Annotated in this window: 24 protein-coding genes; 4 read left to right on the top strand and 20 right to left on the bottom strand. The window is 42.8% G+C overall.

The features are described 5' to 3' along the window. Position 1: 1 nt before the first annotated feature. From resA to AA0Y26_RS05425, 5 genes are all read right to left on the bottom strand, one after another. Complete coding sequence (resA, locus tag AA0Y26_RS05445) at positions 2 to 535, bottom strand: thiol-disulfide oxidoreductase ResA (protein ID WP_413365830.1); 534 nt, start codon at positions 533 to 535, stop codon at positions 2 to 4. A gap of 113 nt (positions 536 to 648) precedes the next feature. Beyond that, a complete protein-coding gene (locus AA0Y26_RS05440) occupies positions 649 to 1383 on the bottom strand; it encodes a pseudouridine synthase (RefSeq protein ID WP_413365829.1) in 735 nt (244 codons plus the stop codon). A 214-nt stretch (positions 1384 to 1597) separates the two neighbouring features. After that, positions 1598 to 2557, bottom strand: coding sequence for a D-alanyl-D-alanine carboxypeptidase family protein (locus AA0Y26_RS05435; RefSeq protein ID WP_413365827.1), 960 nt, complete (start codon positions 2555 to 2557; stop codon positions 1598 to 1600). A 12-nt stretch (positions 2558 to 2569) separates the two neighbouring features. After that, positions 2570 to 3151, bottom strand: a complete 582-nt coding sequence (scpB, locus tag AA0Y26_RS05430) for an SMC-Scp complex subunit ScpB (protein WP_413365825.1) — start codon at positions 3149 to 3151, stop codon at positions 2570 to 2572. After that, complete coding sequence (locus tag AA0Y26_RS05425; RefSeq protein WP_413365823.1) at positions 3126 to 3902, bottom strand: segregation/condensation protein A; 777 nt, start codon at positions 3900 to 3902, stop codon at positions 3126 to 3128. Before AA0Y26_RS05425 ends, scpB begins: the two co-directional genes overlap by 26 nt. An 82-nt stretch (positions 3903 to 3984) precedes the next feature. On the opposite strand from AA0Y26_RS05425, the gene AA0Y26_RS05420 reads away from it, so the two are divergent. Next, positions 3985 to 4473, top strand: coding sequence for a DUF309 domain-containing protein (locus AA0Y26_RS05420; protein ID WP_413365821.1), 489 nt, complete (start codon positions 3985 to 3987; stop codon positions 4471 to 4473). Between the two features lie 102 nt (positions 4474 to 4575). On the opposite strand, the gene AA0Y26_RS05415 is transcribed toward AA0Y26_RS05420, so the two are convergent. From AA0Y26_RS05415 to AA0Y26_RS05355, 13 genes are all read right to left on the bottom strand, one after another. Beyond that, positions 4576 to 4935 carry a GNAT family N-acetyltransferase gene (locus AA0Y26_RS05415; RefSeq protein ID WP_413365819.1) on the bottom strand — a complete coding sequence of 120 codons (360 nt, stop codon included), beginning with the start codon at positions 4933 to 4935 and terminating at the stop codon, positions 4576 to 4578. A 230-nt stretch (positions 4936 to 5165) separates the two neighbouring features. Beyond that, positions 5166 to 6482 (bottom strand): diaminopimelate decarboxylase, encoded by a 1317-nt coding sequence (lysA, locus tag AA0Y26_RS05410; protein ID WP_413365817.1) that lies wholly within the window; start codon positions 6480 to 6482, stop codon positions 5166 to 5168. 161 nt (positions 6483 to 6643) lie between these two features. Further along, positions 6644 to 8083, bottom strand: a complete 1440-nt coding sequence (locus AA0Y26_RS05405; RefSeq protein ID WP_413365816.1) for a spore germination protein — start codon at positions 8081 to 8083, stop codon at positions 6644 to 6646. Continuing rightward, positions 8080 to 8856, bottom strand: coding sequence for a SigF/SigG family RNA polymerase sporulation sigma factor (locus AA0Y26_RS05400; RefSeq protein ID WP_413365814.1), 777 nt, complete (start codon positions 8854 to 8856; stop codon positions 8080 to 8082). Before AA0Y26_RS05400 ends, AA0Y26_RS05405 begins: the two co-directional genes overlap by 4 nt. 12 nt (positions 8857 to 8868) lie before the next feature. After that, complete coding sequence (gene spoIIAB, locus AA0Y26_RS05395; RefSeq protein ID WP_413365812.1) at positions 8869 to 9306, bottom strand: anti-sigma F factor; 438 nt, start codon at positions 9304 to 9306, stop codon at positions 8869 to 8871. Continuing rightward, positions 9299 to 9652: an anti-sigma factor antagonist gene (locus AA0Y26_RS05390; RefSeq protein WP_413365810.1), complete on the bottom strand. Its 354-nt coding sequence runs from the start codon at positions 9650 to 9652 to the stop codon at positions 9299 to 9301. The genes spoIIAB and AA0Y26_RS05390 overlap by 8 nt, the downstream gene beginning before the upstream one ends. 254 nt (positions 9653 to 9906) lie before the next feature. Then, a complete protein-coding gene (locus AA0Y26_RS05385) occupies positions 9907 to 11664 on the bottom strand; it encodes a SulP family inorganic anion transporter (protein WP_413365808.1) in 1758 nt (585 codons plus the stop codon). Positions 11665 to 11921: 257 nt separating this feature from the next. Then, positions 11922 to 13172 carry a thymidine phosphorylase gene (locus AA0Y26_RS05380; protein WP_413365806.1) on the bottom strand — a complete coding sequence of 417 codons (1251 nt, stop codon included), beginning with the start codon at positions 13170 to 13172 and terminating at the stop codon, positions 11922 to 11924. An 83-nt stretch (positions 13173 to 13255) separates the two neighbouring features. Continuing rightward, a complete protein-coding gene (gene deoB / locus AA0Y26_RS05375) occupies positions 13256 to 14434 on the bottom strand; it encodes a phosphopentomutase (RefSeq protein WP_413365804.1) in 1179 nt (392 codons plus the stop codon). Positions 14435 to 14547: 113 nt separating this feature from the next. Further along, a complete protein-coding gene (gene xerD / locus AA0Y26_RS05370; RefSeq protein ID WP_413365802.1) occupies positions 14548 to 15447 on the bottom strand; it encodes a site-specific tyrosine recombinase XerD in 900 nt (299 codons plus the stop codon). A 272-nt stretch (positions 15448 to 15719) separates the two neighbouring features. Next, complete coding sequence (locus tag AA0Y26_RS05365) at positions 15720 to 16172, bottom strand: Fur family transcriptional regulator (protein ID WP_413365800.1); 453 nt, start codon at positions 16170 to 16172, stop codon at positions 15720 to 15722. A 63-nt stretch (positions 16173 to 16235) separates the two neighbouring features. Further along, complete coding sequence (locus AA0Y26_RS05360; protein ID WP_413365798.1) at positions 16236 to 16745, bottom strand: hypothetical protein; 510 nt, start codon at positions 16743 to 16745, stop codon at positions 16236 to 16238. Positions 16746 to 16880: 135 nt separating this feature from the next. Further along, positions 16881 to 17420, bottom strand: a complete 540-nt coding sequence (locus tag AA0Y26_RS05355) for an NUDIX domain-containing protein (RefSeq protein WP_413365796.1) — start codon at positions 17418 to 17420, stop codon at positions 16881 to 16883. Positions 17421 to 17503: 83 nt separating this feature from the next. On the opposite strand from AA0Y26_RS05355, the gene AA0Y26_RS05350 reads away from it, so the two are divergent. Beyond that, positions 17504 to 18394, top strand: coding sequence for an aldo/keto reductase (locus tag AA0Y26_RS05350; RefSeq protein ID WP_413365794.1), 891 nt, complete (start codon positions 17504 to 17506; stop codon positions 18392 to 18394). Continuing rightward, the gene (locus tag AA0Y26_RS05345) at positions 18391 to 18867 is read left to right on the top strand and encodes a VanZ family protein (RefSeq protein ID WP_413365792.1); all 477 of its coding nucleotides are present in this window, start codon (positions 18391 to 18393) and stop codon (positions 18865 to 18867) included. The genes AA0Y26_RS05350 and AA0Y26_RS05345 overlap by 4 nt, the downstream gene beginning before the upstream one ends. Positions 18868 to 19091: 224 nt before the next feature. Here the strand turns inward: AA0Y26_RS05345 and AA0Y26_RS05340 are convergent, their stop codons facing one another. Together AA0Y26_RS05340 and AA0Y26_RS05335 are read right to left on the bottom strand one after the other, a co-directional pair. Then, positions 19092 to 19343, bottom strand: coding sequence for a YqkE family protein (locus AA0Y26_RS05340; RefSeq protein WP_413368061.1), 252 nt, complete (start codon positions 19341 to 19343; stop codon positions 19092 to 19094). 75 nt (positions 19344 to 19418) lie between these two features. After that, positions 19419 to 20597, bottom strand: a complete 1179-nt coding sequence (locus AA0Y26_RS05335) for an acetyl-CoA C-acetyltransferase (RefSeq protein ID WP_413365790.1) — start codon at positions 20595 to 20597, stop codon at positions 19419 to 19421. Between the two features lie 173 nt (positions 20598 to 20770). Between AA0Y26_RS05335 and AA0Y26_RS05330 the strand changes: the two genes are divergently transcribed. Further along, positions 20771 to 21718, top strand: a complete 948-nt coding sequence (locus tag AA0Y26_RS05330; RefSeq protein ID WP_413365788.1) for an alpha/beta hydrolase — start codon at positions 20771 to 20773, stop codon at positions 21716 to 21718. Positions 21719 to 21771 lie beyond the last annotated feature (53 nt).

Raw genomic sequence — 21771 nt, 5'->3', positions numbered from 1 at the left:
CCTATTCCGGCTTAATGGATTCCATATGCGCGGCAATCTGTGCTTCTGTCATTTCACCTGTCACGATCTTTTCTATTTTTCCTTCTTTATTGATCAAAATAGTGGCAGGCAGATTGGTCACGTTATAGGCGTTCATGACGCTTTTCGTTTTATCAATTGTCACCGGGAATGTCATGTTCATACTCTTTACGTAGTTTTTCACTTCAAAATCCGACTGGGCAATATTTACCGCCAATACATGAACACCTTGTGTTTCAAAGGATTTGTATTGACGTTCAATAGCCGGAAACTCTCTTTTACAAGGCTCACACCATGTTCCCCAGAAATTCAGCAGTACGCCTTGTCCTTTGTACTCTGAAAGCCGGTGCATTTCCCCGTTTAAATCCACCAGCTCAAAATCAGGTGCCTCAGCTCCCACCTTTAATACATCGACCTTATCTTTTGTAATTGTTGTATAAACCGTATAGCCGATTGCTACTGCTAGCAGGGCTAAAATGATTCCACGAGTAATGGATCTTTTTTTCTTTTTATCCATTTTTCGCATCCCTCCCCAATCAGGCGAATTCCTAGTCCATTATACCAAAGAATGCGTTTTGGCCTTCTGTGGATTATGAATGATTTATGAACGTTTACACTATCTGGTTAGTGTTAATCCAAACGTCCTGTTTCTGCGAGCACGCGCAGTTGCTTTACTTCATGCTTTGTCAGCTCACGGTATTCCCCAGGATGCAAGTTCCCTAAGTCAAGAAACGCAAAGCGCTCACGCTTCAGCTTTACAACCGGTGTACCGATTGCCTCAAACATACGTCGCACTTGGCGGTTGCGCCCTTCGTGAATCGTAATTTCACAAATCGCTTTTCCTGCCTTCTCATCAAATGATGTCATGCTTACTTTTGCCGGAGCCGTTTTACCATCCTCCAGCTTAATGCCGCGCTGCAGCTTTTTTAGACCTTCAATTGTCGGTACGCCTTTGACACGGGCAATATATGTTTTATCAATTTTAAATTTCGGATGCGTCAACTGATATGAAAACTCTCCATCGTTCGTCAACAGCAAAAGTCCCGTTGTCTCGTAATCAAGCCGTCCCACTGGGAAAATACGCTCTGGTACGCTCTTTTTAAAAATATCCACGACCGTTTTGCGCCCTTTGTCATCCGTTACAGCAGAAATATAGCCCTTTGGCTTATAGAGCAGGAAGTATACCTTGTCCTCTTTTTCCAGTTTTACTCCTTCTACCTCGATTGTGTCAGAATTGGAAACTTTTGTTCCAAGCTCTCTTACAACCTTCCCGTTCACCTTCACTTTACCTTCCGTTATTAACTGCTCTGCTTTACGTCTCGATGCTACACCTGCGTAAGCAATGACTTTCTGTAGTCTTTCCATAAGTTCACCTCATTGATTTTTTCGCCACACATAATGTGTAACTAGACTAAGTTATTCCCAATAATCTGTTGAAAATTATGTCATACTTTGATGAAAACATAAAGAGAAATAGTTTTATTCCTAACTTTTTGCATATTTTGTTCTCCAGGCGCCAGCAGCACCGTTCCCAGACTGCTTCTAATCGTCATTAACAATAAAAAAAAGAAGACCTTCATCAGTCTTCTTGAATGGATACTGCTTTTGAAAAAATGACTTCCTCCCCAAGTGAAACCTGCCAGATGGCTCTTTGGTAATCACGCCGGGCAATGAGTGTATGATGAATGTTCTCTCGCTCTTCTTTCGTAAGAAGTAAAGATATCGGTTTTTTCACTGTAATTGTGGCATTCGGAATTAGATAATCTCCTGCTTCGACAAGCTCGTAATTTTCATACTGCGCTTCTACTCGATCAGCAAGATCCTTATGGAATACCCAGTCGTTTGATTCGTTAATGGTTACAACAACAAACTCCTTTTCTCCACGCTCAAAATAAGTCGCTAATGTACGACCTGCCACCTTCGTATACCCCGTCTTCCCGGCAATCGCCCCTATCCCCTGGGACAATAATTTATGCTTGTTCTGCCACACATTTTCTCCTTTATAAAGAACGGTTGTGGCAATCTTTTGGAATGTTTCATTCTGCATGGCAATCTGCAGCATCTTTGCTGTATCTTCTGCTGAAGAAAGATGCTCTTCATGATGAAGACCAGATGGATTTGTGAACATTGTGCTATTTAGACCATAAAGCTCAGCTTTATCATTCATCAGCTTGACAAATCCATCAACCGATCCGCCTACATGTTCAGCGATAGCGGTTGCGGCATCATTTCCTGAACGCAGCATAAGGCCATACAATAAATGCTCCAGTTTAATCTCTTGTCCTTCCTCCAAATAAATCGAGGAGCCCTCGCTGTAAGCAGCACGCTTGGACACGGTAACCATATCATCTAGGTCGCTGTTTTCGATTGCGATGAGGGCCGTCCACATTTTTGTTAGACTAGCAATCGGCAAGCGTGCATCCTCGGCTTGCCCTAGTAATAGTCGTCCAGTCTGTGCATCAACTACTGCATAGCTGGACGCTGCTTCCACATTCACCGGCACAAGCAGCAATAACAACATCAGCCAAATTTTCTTCAAGCATACGCTCCCTTATTCGTTAAATGCTTCTTGGAACTTGGTCATGAATAAATCTGTTGCTTCCTCCTCTTCTGATTCCTCTGTTGGCAGAGGTGGCAGCTCGGAAATATCCTTTAGACCAAAGTAATTGAGAAATTCCTTCGTTGTACCGTAAAGGATGGCACGTCCCGTCTTTTCAGCCCGGCCTACTTCCTGTACTAAAGCCCTTGATACGAGCGTTTGAATCGGACGCTCACTCTTCACTCCCCGTAAGTCCTCTACTTCCGCACGTGTGATAGGCTGCTTATAGGCAATAATTGCCAATACTTCAAGCGAAGCCGATGTCAGCACTTGGCTTGTTGGATTTTCGACAAGCTTTTTAATCGTGTCGGCTACGGACTGCTTTGTGGCCAGCTGGTATGTACCCGCTAACTGTTTGATTGTGATGCCATGATCCTCCGATTCATTATATTTCGTCTCAAGCTCACTTAGTCCAGCTTCAATATCAATTACTTCCACATCTAAATATTGTGCAAGTTGGCGCGACGTCATACCATCATCCCCTGCAACAAATAATAATGCTTCTATTCTACTCATCAAGTTCTTCGAGTCCATCGCCAATTTCCTCCTTTTGCAGTAATACGGTCAGTTCTTCGAAGTTGTTTGTCTGCTCTACAAAGACGACTTGGCGTTTCATTAATTCTAGCAATGACAAAAATGTCACGATCAGCGTTTCCTTATCCTCAAACGGGAATAGTTCTGTAAACGTCGTGCGGCCGCCGTTTTTTTTCAATCGTTCCACTACCGCAAACATCTGATCCTTAATAGAAATTTCCTGCCTTGCAACACGTGTATTAAGCGGTTTTTTCAGCTGTTTACGACGAAGCAGCTTCTGAAATGCCGACAGCATATCATAGACATTGACCTCTGCCTCAAACAGTACTGTCTGCTCAGGCACGGCATATTCCGAAAGATCTGCAGGCGGTCTTGTATAAACTTGGGCCCGCTCCTCTTCGAGTGATTGCAGGTTTGTCGCTGCCTCTTTGTACTTCTTATATTCGATTAATCGCGTTACGAGTTCTTCACGCGGGTCAGGGCCTTCCTCGAGAAATTCAGCGTCCTCCAGCTCTCCCTCATGGATGGGAAGGAGCATCCTGCTTTTTATCGCCAGGAGCGTTGCCGCCATGACTAAATACTCGCTCGCTTCATTCAGCTCCAGCTCCTTCATCGCATGGATGTGATCGATATACTGTGCTGTCAGCTCAGCCATCGGAATATCGTATATATCAATTTCCAATCGGTGAATTAAATGCAATAATAAATCGAGTGGACCTGTAAATGCTTCTAGTTTCACTTCATAACTCATTTGTATGCCACCTGTCGTTTGTATATAAATGGTTCAATCATAGTATAGAGGAAAGGTGATTCATTTGCCATATACCCATCCATTGTATGTCGATTATTGTACATATTTTAACGGCAATCAGGATTATTTTGAATGCCACGAAGTACTGGAGGAGTACTGGAAAGAGGCTGCACCTGGTGATAAAGATCATGTCCTTGTCGGCCTTGTACAGCTTGCTACTGGAATGTATCATTGGCGACGAGGCAACTTTAATGGCTCTGCAAGAATTTTAACAAAATCTCTTCACAATCTTCAACGGAATCGGTCCTCCGACTTTTTACAGCCATTAGATGGTAGATTGTTAGAAGAACAATTAACGGACGCTATTGAAGCAGTCAGCCAGCGAAAACATTTTCAGCCATTTAAGCTGTCTATCCTGGATCCAGAACTAGAAGAAACCGTCATGTCAAAAATAGCCGCGCTTCCTTATGAGAATGAAGAGTTTCTTCTCCATAAACATATGCTACGTGACCGGAGTGAAGTACTCGAAGCGCGCGAGGCAAAAATAGCACTAAAAAGAAACAGAGAATAATCATTGTTTTTTATTCTCTCATTCTCTTATATTTACCGTCGAATAGTCACTCTGCTGCCTCCAGCGTTTCTTCCATAATAAAAAGGATGGCTCAAAATTGAGTCATCCTTCTTTTAAGATTGGCATGCATTTTTGTACAAAAGGCTCGGTTTCATCGTTCGGTTTAATCTCCGTAAAGAGATTCAGATCACGCAGCTGCTGCAGCATTTCCAGAGCTACGCCTTCTCCCCGATACGATGGAACAACGGTAATATGCTGAATCGTCGCTACAGTATCTTCCGTTTGTACGCCGATAATGCCAACATACTCCTCGTCCTCTTTCCATAAATAAAGCATCCAGTTATCCAGTTGTTCATATTGCTGAATTGTTTCCATTAATCGCCGAACATCCTTCTCCTGCGGCATGAAGGATAACAGTCCCATGGCGATTTTTTCAAGTGCTTTTTTGTATCGTACTAGCATTGTCATATTCCCTCAATTCTACCACTGCACATCCTACCAAAACTGCTGAGGAAATGCAATATCACAATTTTCCAGTTGGCAGTCTGTGGCCTTCATTACAGTAAAACGGATTATTCTCCGTTGAAAATCGCAATTAATGGACTGATGACATAGATAAATAACAGTGCCCAAACAATAACACCTACAAATAAACCAAGGCCCCATTTCGCCTGTCTTGATAATTTCAAAGCTTACTCACCCTTTTTCAATGTTAACGGGAGATCATTGGCTACGATATCTTCATAGCTTTCGCGCTTAATCACCAATTGGTGCTCGCTTGCTTCAGCAAAAACGACAGCTGGGCGTGTTACGCGATTATAATTGGAAGCCATTGAATATCCATATGCCCCTGTACAGAACATCGCTAAAATATCCCCAGCTTCTGCCTGCTGCAGAGCTGCATCAATTATTAGCTTATCGCCTGATTCACAAAGCTTACCTGCCACCGTGTAGGTAGCATTTTTTTCCTTGTCTGCTTTGTTAGCAATGATTGCCTCGTATTTTGCATCATAAAGGGCTGGGCGGATATTATCGCTCATTCCTCCATCGACTGCAATATATTCGCGTATACCTGGCACACTCTTATGTGAACCTACTGTATAAAGCGATGTACCTGCGTCTCCTACAAGCGAGCGGCCCGGCTCAATCCAAATCTCCGGCATTGTTAATTCTACCGCTTCTGCTTCTGCTTGTACAGATTTAATCATTTCCTCCACGTAAACATGAGGCTCAAGCGGCTTATCTTCTTCCGTATACCGGATACCAAAGCCGCCGCCGAGGTTGAGTACTGAACATTCAAATCCGTGGTTCTGTTTCCAGTCGCCCATTTTTTTCATCACTTTCTCCGCTGCCAATGCAAATCCGTCCGTTTCAAAAATTTGTGAACCGATATGGCAGTGCAGACCAAGCAAGTTTAAAAATTCATGATCCTTCACTTGAGCAAAGGCTTCATCTGTCTGTCCACTATTTAAATCAAAGCCGAATTTCGAATCGGCTTGACCTGTTGTAATGAAGTCATGTGTGTGGGCTTCTACTCCAGGTGTTACACGAAGCAGAATATTCATCTTTTGCTGTCTTTCTTCTGAAATCTCCTTTAATAATGAAATCTCATGGAAATTATCCACAACGATACAGCCGATTTTTGTATCGAATGCCAGTTCTAGTTCCACTATAGATTTGTTATTGCCATGGAAATGGATGCGCTCTGCGGGAAAGCCCGCCTTGATCGCTGTATAAAGCTCTCCGCCGGATACTACATCCAATGAAAGGTTTTCCTGTGCAGCCAGCTGATAAGCAGCGACACATGCAAATGCTTTTGAAGCATACGCTACCTGTGCCGTCACACCCAGCTTTTCAAAAGTATCTTTAAATCCACGTGCGCGCTTACGGATAAGCGCAGTATCGTATACAAATAGCGGTGTACCGTACTGTTTTACCAGTTCCACTGTATCTACGTTACCAATTGTTAAATGCCCATTCTCAATTTTCTGTGTCCCATATAAATGCATCTTTTTCTCTCCTCACTGAGAAAATAGCAGACGCTAATTTTCTCAAAAGTCACAAATATTATATGTGAACTTTAACATAGTGAAGAAGGCTGCGCAACGTATGTTTATACATCACAATCAAAATTATGCATAAATATTTAATTTTCAGACATGTTTATTCATTAGCGTTTTCGTTTCTTCGAGCCGACAATATATGGTCTCAGCGCATCGTCTGACATTGGGAAACGAATCATTACCCGTGCAAATGCTTTGGGGAAGAATGGAACCAATGGCCATAAATATGGAATTTGCATTGGACGTAATGCATATAAATACAGGAAAATCGCAAGGCATCCAAGGAAGAAGCCATTTGCAGCAAAGATTGCCGTAGCGGCAAGAAGAAGCTGCCTAAATACTTTCATCGAAATACTTAACTCATAATGAGGAATGGCAAATGTCAGAAGTGCTGTAATAGCGGTATAAAGAATCGCCTCTCCTGTGAACAACCCAACATTGATCGCAATGTCCCCAATCATAATCCCCGCAATTAACCCCATCGCTGTAGACAATGGCGAAGGTGTATGAATGGCGGCAATCCTCAGGAACTCAATCCCTATATCCGCCAAGACCAGCTGCAAATATAAAGGAATATGTGATTCTTCCGATACGCCGATAAAATCAATCTTATCAGGCAGAATTTCCGGATTTGTTGCCATCAAATACCAAAACGGTAACAGGAAGAGACTTAAAAAGGCAGCCATATACCGCAGTCCCCTCATAACTGTTCCAATTAATGGTGCCTGCCTGTATTCCTCTGCATGCATAAGTAAATGAAAAAGAGAAACAGGCATAAGCATTACAGATGGCGAGGTATCTACCACGATGGCAATATGTCCCTCCAGCAAATGTGCTGCTACAATATCCGGCCGCTCCGAGTAGCGGACAAATGGTACTGGGTTGTATTTCTGCTTAAAGATCCATTCTTCAAGCGATTTATCTGCCATTGTCAGCCCATCGTGATGAATCTGCTCGAAGCGCTTTTTAATCCATTCTAAATGCTCCTGATTGACAAGATCATTCATATAACAGACAGCCACATCGGTCTTGCCCAGTGTTGAAATTTGCTGCAGCTCAAACCGCAGCTGAGGACTCCTAATACGACGTCTGATCAACGAAGCATTGATAATGATATTTTCCGCAAAACCATCTCGCGAACCACGGATTACCCGTTCATTATCAGGCTCTTCCGGATTCCGTCCTGGATAACTCCGAAACTCTGTCGTATAGGCAAATCCGCTTTTTGTAATAATACCGACCTGTCCGCTTAATACAAAAAGCAGAAATTTTTCCCTCGATACCGATGGGGTAATGCTTTGGAAATTGAAGTGGGCATAAAAGTATGCCTCTTCATCTTCAATATCATCATGATGATTATGCTGTAAATGAACGAGCATATTGGCAAGATTTGCATTATCGACAAGCCCGCTGACATACACAAGCAGCGCAGGAAGCTCTTGAATATATACCTCCTGCATAACTAAATCGAAAGATACGTTCTTACCGAATTGGTCTTCACAAAATTTGCGTCCTTCTTCTAATGATGTAAATAGTTGATTTGTCATTTATGCACCGTCTTCTTTGTTGTCGCTTCCATCCAGACTTTCAACTGCGCCAGTATCTTTTTCTCAAGACGTGACACTTGTACTTGTGAAATCCCTAGGCGTTCTGCAATTTCCGTTTGGGTCAAATCCACAAAATAGCGTAAGTAAATGATGGATTGTTCCCGCTTACCAAGACGTTTGAGCACCTCCTTTAATGGAATATAATCAAACGGCAGCTGCGATTTATCATCGCGCATTTGATCCATCAATGTGACAGAATCCCCATCGTTTTCATATAGCTGTTCATGAAGGGATGCCGGGTCGCGCATGGCGTCAGTCGCCATGATAATGTCATCAACCGAAACTTCCAGCATCTCTGCCAGCTCTACCATAGAAGGGGGTTTTTCATTGGTCTTCATATAATTTTCTGTAGCATGCCGGATTTTGAAGTTCAGCTCACGGATGGAGCGGCTTACCTTTACCATCCCGTCATCTCTTAAAAAGCGCTGAATCTCCCCAATAATCATCGGTACAGCATACGTCGAAAACTTCACTTCATATTTCAAATCAAACTTATCAACAGACTTCATCAGGCCAATACAGCCAATTTGAAATAAATCATCCAGTTCAATACCACGGGACGAGAAACGTTGAACGATAGACCAGACAAGTCGGGTATTGCCCTCGATCATCCTTTTTCGCGCTGCATCATCGCCATTTTGCGCCCGTGCAATCAAATCTCGCATTTCTTCCTGTGTCAATAACGTTTCTGACGGCTGTTCGATTGTCTCCATCCCCCTAATTCATCACATCGCTATAGCCTGGATGGGCGAAAATTTTTTTGTAAAGGTAATCGTCGTACCATGTCCTATATGTGATTCAATCGTGAATTCATCCGAGAAGCTTTCCATAATCGTAAAGCCCATACCAGAACGCTCCAGATGCCCTTTCGTTGTAAACAACGGCTCTCTTGCCGACTCGATATCAGGAATGCCGCGCCCCTCGTCTTTAATTGAGACGCTTAACACTTCCCCGTCCAGAATAGCGTGGACCGTTACCATGCCATACGCCCCGTCATAGCCGTGGATGATCGCATTTGAAACAGCTTCCGACACTATTGTTTTACATTCAGCCAATTCTTCAATCGTTGGGTCAAGGTGTGCAATAAAACTCGTAACAGCAAGCCTTGCTAAACTCTCATTTTCGCTTTTTGCTAAGAATGAAAGGATCATTTCGTTATCCATTTACAATCCCCCTCGCCTGTGAAATTGCTATTTCTTCTCCCCCATGCATCATATAAGCAGCAAGTCCAGAAAAACGGAAGATTTTTTCCATGGTTGGTGAAGGATTTAAGATGATTGTACGGCCGCTTACCGCATGCAGCTCTCGCATACGTCCTAAAATTAACCCTACACCAGCGCTGTCCATAAACTGTAAATATTCTAAATTCCAAATAAGTGTTTTTAAATCTCCTTGCAGAATTGTCGAAGAAATTTGAGATCTCACTTTTTCTACTTCATGGTGATCAAGCTCACCGTATAATTTAATAATCGCTACTTCATTTGGATACATTGTAATTTTACATTTCATCGCTTCTCCTCCTTCGTCTCCTTGATTTCGAGAGCAGGAGATAATCTCCTTTCCAACCGACAAAACTAGTGTTCATTCTGCGAAAGTAGTGCTTAATAGACAAAGGGTTTACTGTCAGTATAGGAAGGCTTTGCTATTTTTATACATTCGAACCGTTAAAGGGGATAGAAAAGAATCGTTATAAGGACTATTAAATAAAATGCTCCATGTATACCTTTATAGAACACAAAAAAACAGGAGCGCACTCGCTCCTGTTAGATTATTAGGTTTTCTTGTTGAGCAGCTATATGCTTGCTATTACCGCCTGCAAACTTTGTACATTCTTTAAATGCGAAATGCTTACAGCCTAGACACTTCGGCAGCTGGATACGACGGATTGCTTCATTAATAGCATCTCCTGTATGATAGAAGAAATTCTCCTCCCCGATTTCCCGCAATAGTCCGTTTGTATCTAGGATGGCTTTTAATGTCGGCTGTACACCTGTAATAAGCAGCGTACCGCCTGATGCTTTGAACTCCCGTACGATATTCCGGAAGTATTCCTCTCCGGTCGTATCGATGAACGGCACTTTTCTCATCCTTAAAATCAATACTTCCGGCCGGTCATTAACAGCAGATAAAACAGCGCGCTCGAATGTCTGGGCCGCGCCGAAAAATAACGGACCCTCCACCGTATACATGCTGATCTGCGGGCAGTCATGTCCCTCCGTCACAACATGCGGGAGCACCTTTCCTTGCCCCGTACTATGATCCGGCAGCACCTTAGCTACAACGAGCATTTCGCTCATCCGTTTAGCAAATAAGACAATAGCCAGCCCAAGCCCGATTTCGACAGCAAGCGTAAGGCTTGTAAAGACTGTTAGTAAAAAAGTGGCGACAAGAACAAGAGAGTCTCCTGATCTCAATTTTAAAATATGGGCAAAATGATGACGCTCACTCATATTCCATGCGACGACCATTAATACAGGTGCAAGGCTCGCTAAAGGAATATGGACCGCTAATGGTGCCAGTATAAGCAAGGTTAGTAATACAAAGATCCCATGAATAATACCAGACATCGGAGATACTGCGCCTGAACGAATATTCGTTGCTGTGCGGGCAATTGCTCCAGTTGCGGGGATACCACCAAAGAATGGTGTAACGATATTGGCAATCCCTTGTCCAATGAGTTCTCTGTTACTGTTGTGCTTGCTATTTGTCATACCATCTGCTACTACTGCTGATAATAGCGACTCAATCCCGCCAAGCATAGCGATGACAAAGGCCGGTCCAAGCAATGAATAAATGACTTCCCATGTCACATCTGGCATACGGAATTGCGGTAATGTCTGAGGAATCTCCCCGTAAGTAGAACCAATTGTAGCTACTTGTCCGTTAAAAAAAATAGCCGTCGCAACAGCTGACACAATGATTCCCACTAAAGCACCTGGTACTTTTGGTGCGATTTTCGGTGTCAGCAAAATCATCACCAAACTAATCAGCGCTACAAGGATACTCGCAAAGCTGAACGTATGCAGATGTACAGCAATGTCCTTCAATGTATCTAGTAAATATTCATGCTGTCCAAGTCCTGTCAGGCCAAGGAAATTACCGATTTGCCCTGTAAAGATGATGACAGCGATTCCGGCGGTAAAACCTACCGTTACCGGGCGCGGAATAAATTTGATAAGGGAACCCAATTTCAGTACCCCCATCAATAGAAGCAGTATACCTGCCATAATCCCGGCAATTAACAAGTTTTCATACCCATATACGAGTACGACGCCGAGTAAGATCGGAACAAATGCGCCCGTAGGTCCACCAATCTGGTACTTTGAGCCACCTAGCAGCGAAATGAGTATACCAGCGATAATCGCTGTATAAATTCCGTACTCAGGCTTCACACCAGAAGCAATGGCAAACGACATGGCTAGTGGAACTGCAACAATCCCCACAATTGTCCCCGATAGTAAATCCTTTCTAAAATGGTTGAAAGTATAACCTTCAAACCGCCCCGTCCAAAAACGTCCCATACAACCCCTTCTCTTCCATAAATTTAAGAAAAAATAGCATTTTCGACAAAAATTCATCCTTATTATATCATATGAACTGTATTTTAAAAGAGAGCCTCATAAATTATTACGAGCAATTCTCCTGCTTTTTAATATCCTAAAAAAGTATATTAATCTAGTTTTCTTCTTTTTGTTGCTATATCAAAATAAATACATGTTGGTTCATATGGACTGAAAATAAAAAAAGCTCGACCTCTAATGAGATCGAGCTTTCGTAATTATTTAATTTGGAATGCTGCTGTTGCCTTTTCTGTCATTTCATCCGTTACTGGGATGTTTGAAAATAGAATTGCCAAAGTATCTCCTGCCTGAATGGAATCCCCTGTTTTTGCTATAATCTTGATCCCTGCATCGAAGTCAAGCTTAGATTCCTTAGTCAGTCGTCCAGCACCTAGCATGACAGACAATTCACCAATTGCCAGCGCATTTACACTTGCAATCTGTCCAGAAGCCGCAGCTTTCACATGGTGTGTAACTGCTGTTCCCTTCGCTTTCAAGTCAGCAACGTTTCCGCCCTGAGCTTTTACGAATTCAAGGAATTTATCCTTCGCCTTGCCGTTTTCAATGACTTCACGTACTTTGACAGCCGCCTCTTCCTTCGAACAATCAGTAGCCAGCATGTACATTAAAGAAGCAACCTCTACACAATCCTCAACTAAATCCTCATGTGTATTTTCTACATTTCCACTCAATACGTCCAGTGCTTCTACTACTTCCACTTTATTACCGATAAAACGGCCTAACGGATTGTTCATATCGCTTAATGTATAGACAATCTTGCGGCCAAAACGTTTTCCGATCTCTGCCATTTTGTCTGCCAGAACCTTTGCCTCTTCCTTCGTTTTCATGAAGGCACCATTCCCGTATTTAACATCAAGTACGATACCGTCTGAACCGCTGGCAATTTTCTTACTGATGATGGAAGATGCAATCAGCGGAATAGAATCAACTGTTCCTGTTACATCACGCAAAGCATATAGCTTTTTATCGGCTGGACAAAGATTGCCTGTCTGCCCTGCTACAGCGATACCATGCTTCTTCACATTCTCAATGAATTCTGATTGGCTTAGCTCCACATGGAAGCCTTCAATTGATTCTAGTTTATCTACTGTACCGCCCGTAATACCCAGACCGCGACCGCTGAATTTTGCGACCGGAATATCAAGCGCTGCTAAAATCGGCGCAACCACTAAAGTTACTTTATCGCCGACCCCGCCTGTACTGTGTTTATCAACTTTGAAGCCTTTGATGTCCGAAAGGTCGATAATGTCTCCTGAGTTTACCATTGCCTCTGTCAGATAGAACATCTCTTCATCTTCCATACCGTTTAATCGGATGGCCATCAGCAATGAAGAAATTTGATAATCGGGAATTTCTTCTTTTGTATAGCCGTTAATGAAATATCGAATTTCTTCCTTTGTTAACGGCTGCTTGTTTTTCTTCTTTTCAATGATTGATAAAATATTCATATTAACACTCCCAGCATGCGAATTTAAGACGCTTCATTTCAAGGTTGATGACGCTTTCATAGTAGATGGCAAATTTCTATCGCTTATTTCAAGTCCGATAAGAAGCTTTTACCAAATTGCGGCGCAGCTACACCAAAGTTTTCGGCTACTGTTGCAGCAATATCCGCAAATGTTGTACGAAGCGGCAATTCAGCACCTGCTGCAAATCTTGGCGAATACACGATCAACGGTACATATTCACGTGTATGGTCTGTACCTGTAAACGTTGGATCGTTTCCATGATCCGCTGTAATAATCAGTAAATCATCCTTCGTTAGCGCTTCCAAAACTTCTGGTAAGCGGCGGTCGAATTCCTCTAGCGCTTCGCCATATCCAATCGGATCGCGGCGGTGGCCGAAGTTGGCATCAAAGTCCACAAGATTCAAGAAGCTCATACCATGGAAGTCACTGCGAACTACTTTGTTCAACTGATCCATACCATCTGTATTGCTTTTCGTACGAATTGCTTCTGTCACACCTTCGCCATTAAAAATGTCGGAAATTTTTCCGATAGCGATCACATCAAGACCCGCATCCTTCATTTCATTCATCGTTGTACGCCCGAATGGAGAAAGCGCATAGTCGTGGCGATTAGATGTACGTTCAAAATTGCCTGGCTCTCCAATGAATGGACGGGCAATTACCCGGCCTACTAAGTATTCAGGTACAAGTGTGAGTTCACGAGCAATCTCACAAATTTTATACAGCTCATCAAGCGGGATTACCTCTTCGTGTGCTGCAATCTGTAAGACCGGGTCAGCAGATGTATAAACAATGATTGCACCTGTTTCCATATGCTCTTTCCCATAGTCTTCAATAACAGCTGTTCCGCTATACGGCTTATTGCAAAGCACTTTGCGTCCTGTACGCATTTCTAACTCTGTGATTAATTCAGGCGGGAACCCGTCTGGATACACTTTAAAAGGCTTGTCGATATTGAGACCCATTATTTCCCAGTGACCTGTCATCGTATCCTTTCCGACCGACGCTTCCTGCATCTTTCCGTAATATGCTTTTGGTGTTTGTGCGGGTTCAATTCCCTGCAGCTTACGGATATTCGATAATCCTAAAGAACCCATTACTGGCATGTTCAGCCCGTTCATTTCTTTTGCAATATGACCCAGTGTATCAGAGCCAGCATCTCCGAATTTTTCAGCATCCGGCGCCTCGCCAATACCGACTGAGTCCATAACGATTACATGTACTTTTTTAAATGAATTCATGACTTTTACGTCCTCCTCTTTCCTACCTTTTCATTTTATCAAAAAACTTGAATAAATAAAGGTCAGACATCCGACGCAAGAAATTTTTTTCAATATTATTACCGTTTTTATTCTCAAGCACGCGGGTGGAACTGTTTATATACTTCAGATAAACGTGTTTTGCTGACATGCGTGTATATTTGAGTCGTCGAAATATCCGCATGTCCTAACATTTCTTGAACGGCACGTAAATCCGCCCCGTTTTCAATCAAATGGGTTGCGAATGAATGCCGTAGTACGTGGGGTGTCAGCTCTTTTTGAATATTTGCCTTTTGCGCATGCTGCTTAATCAGCTTCCAGCAGCCCTGTCTTGTTAATCTTTTCCCTCTTTGATTAATAAATAACGCACTCGTCTTCGGGTAACTTCCCTGCAGCTCATAACGGGCACGCTCTAAGTATTTGCTCACCGCATTCAGTGCGCCGCGTCCTAGTGGAACGATGCGCTCTTTACCGCCTTTACCGAATACACGAACAAAGCCCATCGTCAGATGAATGTCTTCTATATCCAGCTCGATTAGCTCTGAAATCCGCATACCTGATGCATATAATAATTCCAGCATTGCTACATCGCGCATTCCTTGGGGTTTTGATCGATCTGGCGCAGCAATCAATGCATCCACCTCTTCAATTGACAGTACTCTCGGCAGCTTCTGCTCCAGCTGCGGCATTTCAAGATGAACTGTCGGGTCAGTTGTCGTCACCTTTTCGCGCAGCAGAAACTGATGGAAAGAGCGAATCGACGAAATGTGACGCGCCACCGTACGCGCTGTCTTCCCGGTATGCCGCAAATTTTCCAGATGCAGAAGGATGTTTCCACGGGTTACCTCATTAAAATTTTTCAGCTGCTGCTCTTCTAAATGCGCTGCATATGCCTCCAAGTCTCTCCGGTAAGAAGCCAATGTATTCGCGGAAAGTTGTCTCTCCACACGGATAAAATGAATATAATCTTCTATTGGATATGTAAATGCGTTCACCGTTTCGCCCCCTGTTCATACTTATATAATATCTTTTCCATAAAGATGTAAACTACATTTTAAAAGCCTTATAGTATGCATTCTACTATAAGGCTGTTTCCTATATTTTGTCTATTATCTCCTACGCCTCTTTCCCCTGCCGGCACTTATAAATCAAGCAGCGTGGAAGGTACTAGGATGACGATCTAGCCGATTAACGTAACCTTGCCTTTCCCTATTCAGAGAAAATAAAAAGAACAGCCCCCTCAAGCTGTTCTTTCTTTGTGAGTTATTTATTCCTCTTCCCCGTTATCCTGGCAACGGTGGCAAATCCCGTGGAATGTCAATCTGTGATCTTTAATGATAAAATTCCATCGCTTTTCTACAATCTGCTCTACATCTTCCAGTAAATCTTCCTGGATCTCGTCTACTGCACCACACTCGATACAAACTAAATGATGATGGAAGTGTGCGGCACCTTCTTGACGTAAGTCATAGCGCGATACGCCATCACCGAAATTAATTTTATCGACAATTTTAAGCTCCGTCAGCAGCTCTAATGTTCGATACACTGTAGCAAGACCAATTTCAGGTGCCTTTTCTTTTACCAGCAGGTAAACATCCTCAGCACTTAAATGATCCTCCTCGTGTTCGAGCAGAACTGCTACCGTCGCCTCTCGCTGTGGCGTCAGCTTATAGCTAGCACTATGTAATTGCTTTTTAATTCGATCAATACGGCTCTCCATGTGACGCCCTCCTAAACTCTCTTTATTATACCAAATGAGCAAAACTTATTACAAGATAATGATTTATTTTAAAACATACGAAATGACTACAATTTCCAAGAAAAAGATGACGCCGATAAATAATAAGAGGATACCGCTCTCCCGAACAGAAAAACGCTCCTTCTTTCTTGAGGCTTTATGTGTCGCCACTAAATATTCACAAAATACGACAAGCATAACGATATACAAGAACTGGAATGGGAACCACCAAAGTCCGTAAGCGAGCAATTCATTTTTTTGTGCGAGTAAATACACTGAACTGAACCCAAAAAAGCATGTTCTAATCGCAATTCCTACTTTTGCAATGCTAAAAAAATAAGGATGCGTTGCAAATAATAGCACAATACTTATAAAAATAGCTATTGGAATGATTGACTCTACCAGTGTAGGCGTTGATTCGAATAAGAGACGCCTGTCCAATATTTTAATAACTTTTGTTGCCTGGTCAAGTGAAAATAATTGAAAAAACGCAACGCCCGCTATAAAGCTGACCGTAATCATCGCTGTATTTTGCCATAAAATACTTTTTCGCATTTCGTCCCCCCTTGTCCTACACTGTATGCTCAGACAAGAGGGATATGACTAGTTTTTAAAAGGCCTTTTAATTGAGATTTTCATAGAATGGCAATATCTATTCCACTAGTGCTATCTATGTCCTTTACTAATTTCTCAGCCTTGCATTTTTAACCATAGAATAGCGAAAGCGGTTTTGGCATCAAAGATTTTCTGCTCTGCTACCATCTGTTCGCCCTCTTCCACTGTAATCTCCATTAACTCTACGAATTCATCCTCATCCATAGCAGCCCGATTTTCAATTTCATATAAATCACGTGCGACAAATAAATGAATCACTTCATCTGCAAAGCCAGGGGATGTTGCAAAAGATTGAAGGTATGTCAGCTCCTTACAGCCGTAGCCTGTCTCTTCTTCTAACTCACGGGCAGCCGTTGTTGCCGGCTCTTCTCCTGGTTCTAGCTTTCCAGCCGGGATTTCAATGATTGACCGCTCCAATGCTTTACGGTACTGCTCTACAACTACAAGCTTTCCTTCATCTGTAATGGCAATAACAGCTACCGCTCCTGGATGATTTACTATTTCCCTTTTACCCGTTTCTCCATTCGGTAATGTAACATCATCTACCTTTAAAGAAATGATTTTTCCGTTATAAATCTCTTTAGAACCAATCGTTTTTTCTTCAAATTTTTTCATTTGTTGGACCTCACTTGTCGTTATGATTGATTTCATTGTAACATTAGAAAAAGCACGAACAAATAGATAAGGGGGCAATATTGATGAAAAAACGTACACTTGGCAAAAGCAGCCTGGAAATATCTGAACTGAGCTTAGGCTGCATGTCGCTGCCACCAATGATTAACGACGCACGCCCTATTGTAGAAGCCGCACTTGACGCCGGAGTTAATTATTTTGATACAGCCGATTTGTATGATAAAGGAATGAATGAAGAAGTGGTTGGAGCCGTTTTGGCACCTTACCGCAAAGACATCATTCTTGCAACAAAAGTCGGTAATCGATGGACAGAAGGCACAGAGAGCTGGACATGGGACCCCTCTCCCACTCATATAAAACAAGGGGTAAAGGAAAGCTTGCTTCGCTTGCAGACAGATTATATTGATGTATATCAACTGCACGGCGGGACAGCAGATGATCCGTGGGAGGAAATTATCTATACATTTGAAGAGCTGAAAAAAGAAGGGTTGATTCGTGAATATGGTATTTCTTCCATCCGTCCGAATGTGTTTGTACCGTTTTTAGAAAGCAGCAATGCCATCAGCAATATGATGCAGTTCAGCATGCTTGACCGTAGAGCAGAAGAATGGTTTGAAAAAATTGCTGCTTCAGGCGCCTCTGTTGTCACACGCGGCTCGATTGCAAAAGGCTTGCTGACAAGCGAGTGGCAGACACGTCTAAAGCCTTATATGAGCTATAGTGAGGAAGAGCTGCAGCAAGTGATTGGTCATCTTGAAAAAGAGTACAACGACATCCATGCACTGTCACTTGCTTTTAACCTTTCCTTCGATGTGATTGCCTCTACAGTCATCGGGGCTCGGACAAAAGAACAGCTTGCAGCTTCGATTACAGCTTACGAAAAGGCGCAGCACATCAGTGATTTATCAGGAGCGGTGAAACAGCTTAAAAAGGACCTTTATACAGACCATCGATGAAGAAATATGTTTTTTTCGTTGTACTCGCCCTCATCATAGTCTTTATTGCATCAAATATGTCTTATGAGCAGCAAACGATCGTACCACAGCTTGAAACAGTCCTAGAAAACAAGCCGTTAGAGGATGAGCTGAGCAAACTTCACCTTACGTATTGGGGAAGACCGGTTTCTGTGGAAACAAGAGGATATTTTTACTTTGTGGAATTTTTAATCCGGAAAGGCACGCATTTTGCCGGCTTTGGCATTATCGGCATGTTATTTTTCCTGTTTTATCGCAAGCTCGGATGGCGCTTCCCTGCATTATTAGGGATAGGCAGTGTTTTTCTGATTGCATCACTCGACGAGTTCCGCCAGACGTTTTCTGACGGCCGTACCGGCATGTTTGGGGATGTGCTGATTGATACGGCAGGTGCTATCTTTTTTGTCACAATCACGAAAATCTTTCTAGCGATTAAAAAACGAGTTTTCTCTTAGGAGAAACTCGTTTTTGTTTTGAGATTCGATTTTTACTATAGACTCGCTGACCGCTGATTTGATTTTAATAAGTTAGATAAATAGTGTAAGTAATTTCTTATATCTGATTCCGACATTATGCTAGGATGAGTTCTTTTTATTTTCTATTCGGCAGCAAGTTTGGCTATAAAAATACTCCTAAACCATTAGATTGGGTATCTAACAATTTAGGAGCAGTTCATTGACTAATATTTTGAGCCTTTCTCGCCATATTGATTCAGCAATTCCTCAAAGCTCATATTTTTTTCACGCTGTTTCCGTTCAAAAGCTGCACGTGCCTGACGTTCTTCCTCTTTCTTCTGCTCTTCCGCAGCCAAGGATTGCTTCGCCTCTTTCAGCTTTGCCAGTACATCTCCGCCCAGTTGATCAGCAAGCGTGATCTGGTCTTTTTCCTCTTTTGGTTCGCCAGCTTGCCGCTGTCCTCTTTTCTTTGCCAATGAAATCACCTTCTTTACCGACATTCGGCTAAATTATAGCATTTTTTCTGCTTCAAGGCATCATCGGTGACAAAGTTAGCGCTGGATAATTGTGGCCACGCCTTGGCCGCCGCCAATACAAAGCGTCGCAAGTCCCATTTGTACATCGCGTTTCTGCATTTCATGAAGAAGTGTAACGAGCACGCGCGCTCCACTCGCACCGATTGGGTGACCTAGTGCGATGGCTCCGCCGTTTACATTCAGCTTTTCATGGTCAAAATTTAGTTCACGGTCAACAGCAATAGCCTGTGCCGCAAACGCTTCATTTGCTTCAATCAAATCCATTTGTTCAAGTGTCATATTGGCTTTTGCCAGCACTTTTTTCACTGCCGATACAGGACCGATCCCCATAATAGATGGATCTACACCAGCGCTTGCATTCGCTACAATCGTTGCTAGCGGCTTCAGGCCAAGCTCATAGGCACGTTCCTGTGACATAACGACAACAGCTGCTGCCCCGTCATTAATACCTGATGCGTTACCTGCTGTAACCGAACCATCCTTTTTAAACGCCGGACGTAAACCTGCAAGTTTTTCAGCAGTTGTACCTGCTTTTACATATTCATCTTGATCAAAAATGACCGGAGCACCTTTACGCTGCGGGATTTCTACGGGTACAATCTCATCTGTAAAACGGCCTGATGAAATGGCTTCTGCTGCTCGCGCTTGAGAACGCGCGGCAAAAGCATCCTGCTCTTCACGCGTAATAGAATAAGCGTCACATAAATTTTCAGCTGTTACACCCATGTGGTAGTCATTTGTTGCACACCATAATCCATCATGGATCATTGTATCTATTACTTTTTGGTCGCCCATACGGAAGCCGTCACGGGCATTTTGTAAAATATATGGTGCTTGGCTCATATTTTCAAAACCGCCGGCTACAACGATCTCTGCATCACCTGCTACAATAGCCTGCGCTGCCAAATGAATCGCCTTTAGACCTGAGCCGCACACTTTATTAATAGTCATTGCCGGAATGGCTGTTGAAAGGCCTGCCTGCAATGCTGCCTGGCGTGCCGGGTTTTGTCCAAGTCCTGCTTGTAATACATTCCCCATAATTACTTCGTCGATATCTTCTACAGGAACTCCTGCACGTTCAATTGCTGATTTGATGACGATACTGCCCAGCGTTGTTGCCGGAATATCCTTCAGAGAGCCTTGAAATGCGCCGATTGCTGTACGTACCGCACTTACGATTACTGCTTGTGTCATAAATAATTCCCCCTTATTTCCCGTTGTGTATGTAAGTAAACTACTTACCTCTTCATTTTATCAAATATACCCTGCTATATCGATATAGCCCAAAACTTCATATCCCAAACTTTTTTCCTTTATGCATAGAGGAAAATATCAGAGACAACATAGTATATAAGGAGGTGAAAACGATGAAGAAAAAGGTCATGCTATTATCCGGCATCGCTACAACGTTACTCGCTACCGCTACAGCTGTATCAGGATACGTCTTATCGAATAAATTAATGTACATCAAGCAAAAAGACTCTGAGTTTATTTTAGAGAGGGAAAAGAAGGCCCAGCGCTTTGACGAAGCATGGTTTGACAGCGTATCGAAGATGGAATTGTCCATCTCCTCTCCGAACGGCTATGACATTAAAGGCTACTTCTTCAAACCTCTTTCAACCAAGCATACGATTATTATTTGCCACGGCGTGACAGAAAACAAAATCAATTCTACAAAATATGCACGCATGTTCGAGCGGCTCGGTTTTAATACAGTCGTGTATGACCACCGGCGACATGGAGATTCAGGCGGTAAAACGACAAGTTATGGCTACTATGAGAAAATCGACCTTCAAGCAGTTGTACGTTATATACGAGAGCTTATAGGTGAGGAAGCTGTTCTTGGTATACATGGTGAATCGATGGGGGCTGCTACAACGCTGCTTTATGCTGGAACAGTGGCAGATGAAGCGGATTTTTATATTTCGGACTGCTCGTTTTCCGATTTTCGCAAGCTGCTCTACTTGATCGTTAAAAATTCTATTTCAATCGACCTGCGTCTCGCTGTCCATATTACAGATTTGTTCATGCGGATGCGGGATGGCTATTGGACAAAAAATATTTTGCCGATTGAGGCCGTAAAAAATATTGAAAAGCCTGTTTTATTTGTCCATACCATAAACGACACATTCATCCCTTGTTCAATGACAGAAGATTTATATGAGAAAAAGGCAGGCCCTAAAATGCTTTATCTTTTCGAAGAAGGAGCACATGCACAAGGTTTCAATGAAAATCCAGCAGCGTATGAAAAAATGGTGTTTAATTTTCTACAGCGTTATGTTCCCGTGATCGCTCATGAAAAAAGCCCATTATAAAAGTCGAGTCCCGGCAAATACCAGTGACTCGACTTCTTTTATAGTACATAGGT

It is taken from the genome of Lysinibacillus canaveralius, assembly GCF_047301505.1.
In the GTDB taxonomy this organism is placed as follows: Bacteria; Bacillota; Bacilli; order Bacillales_A; family Planococcaceae; genus Lysinibacillus_B.
Note: the sequence above shows the minus strand (reverse complement) of the source record. Positions and strands in the feature narration are given on the sequence as shown.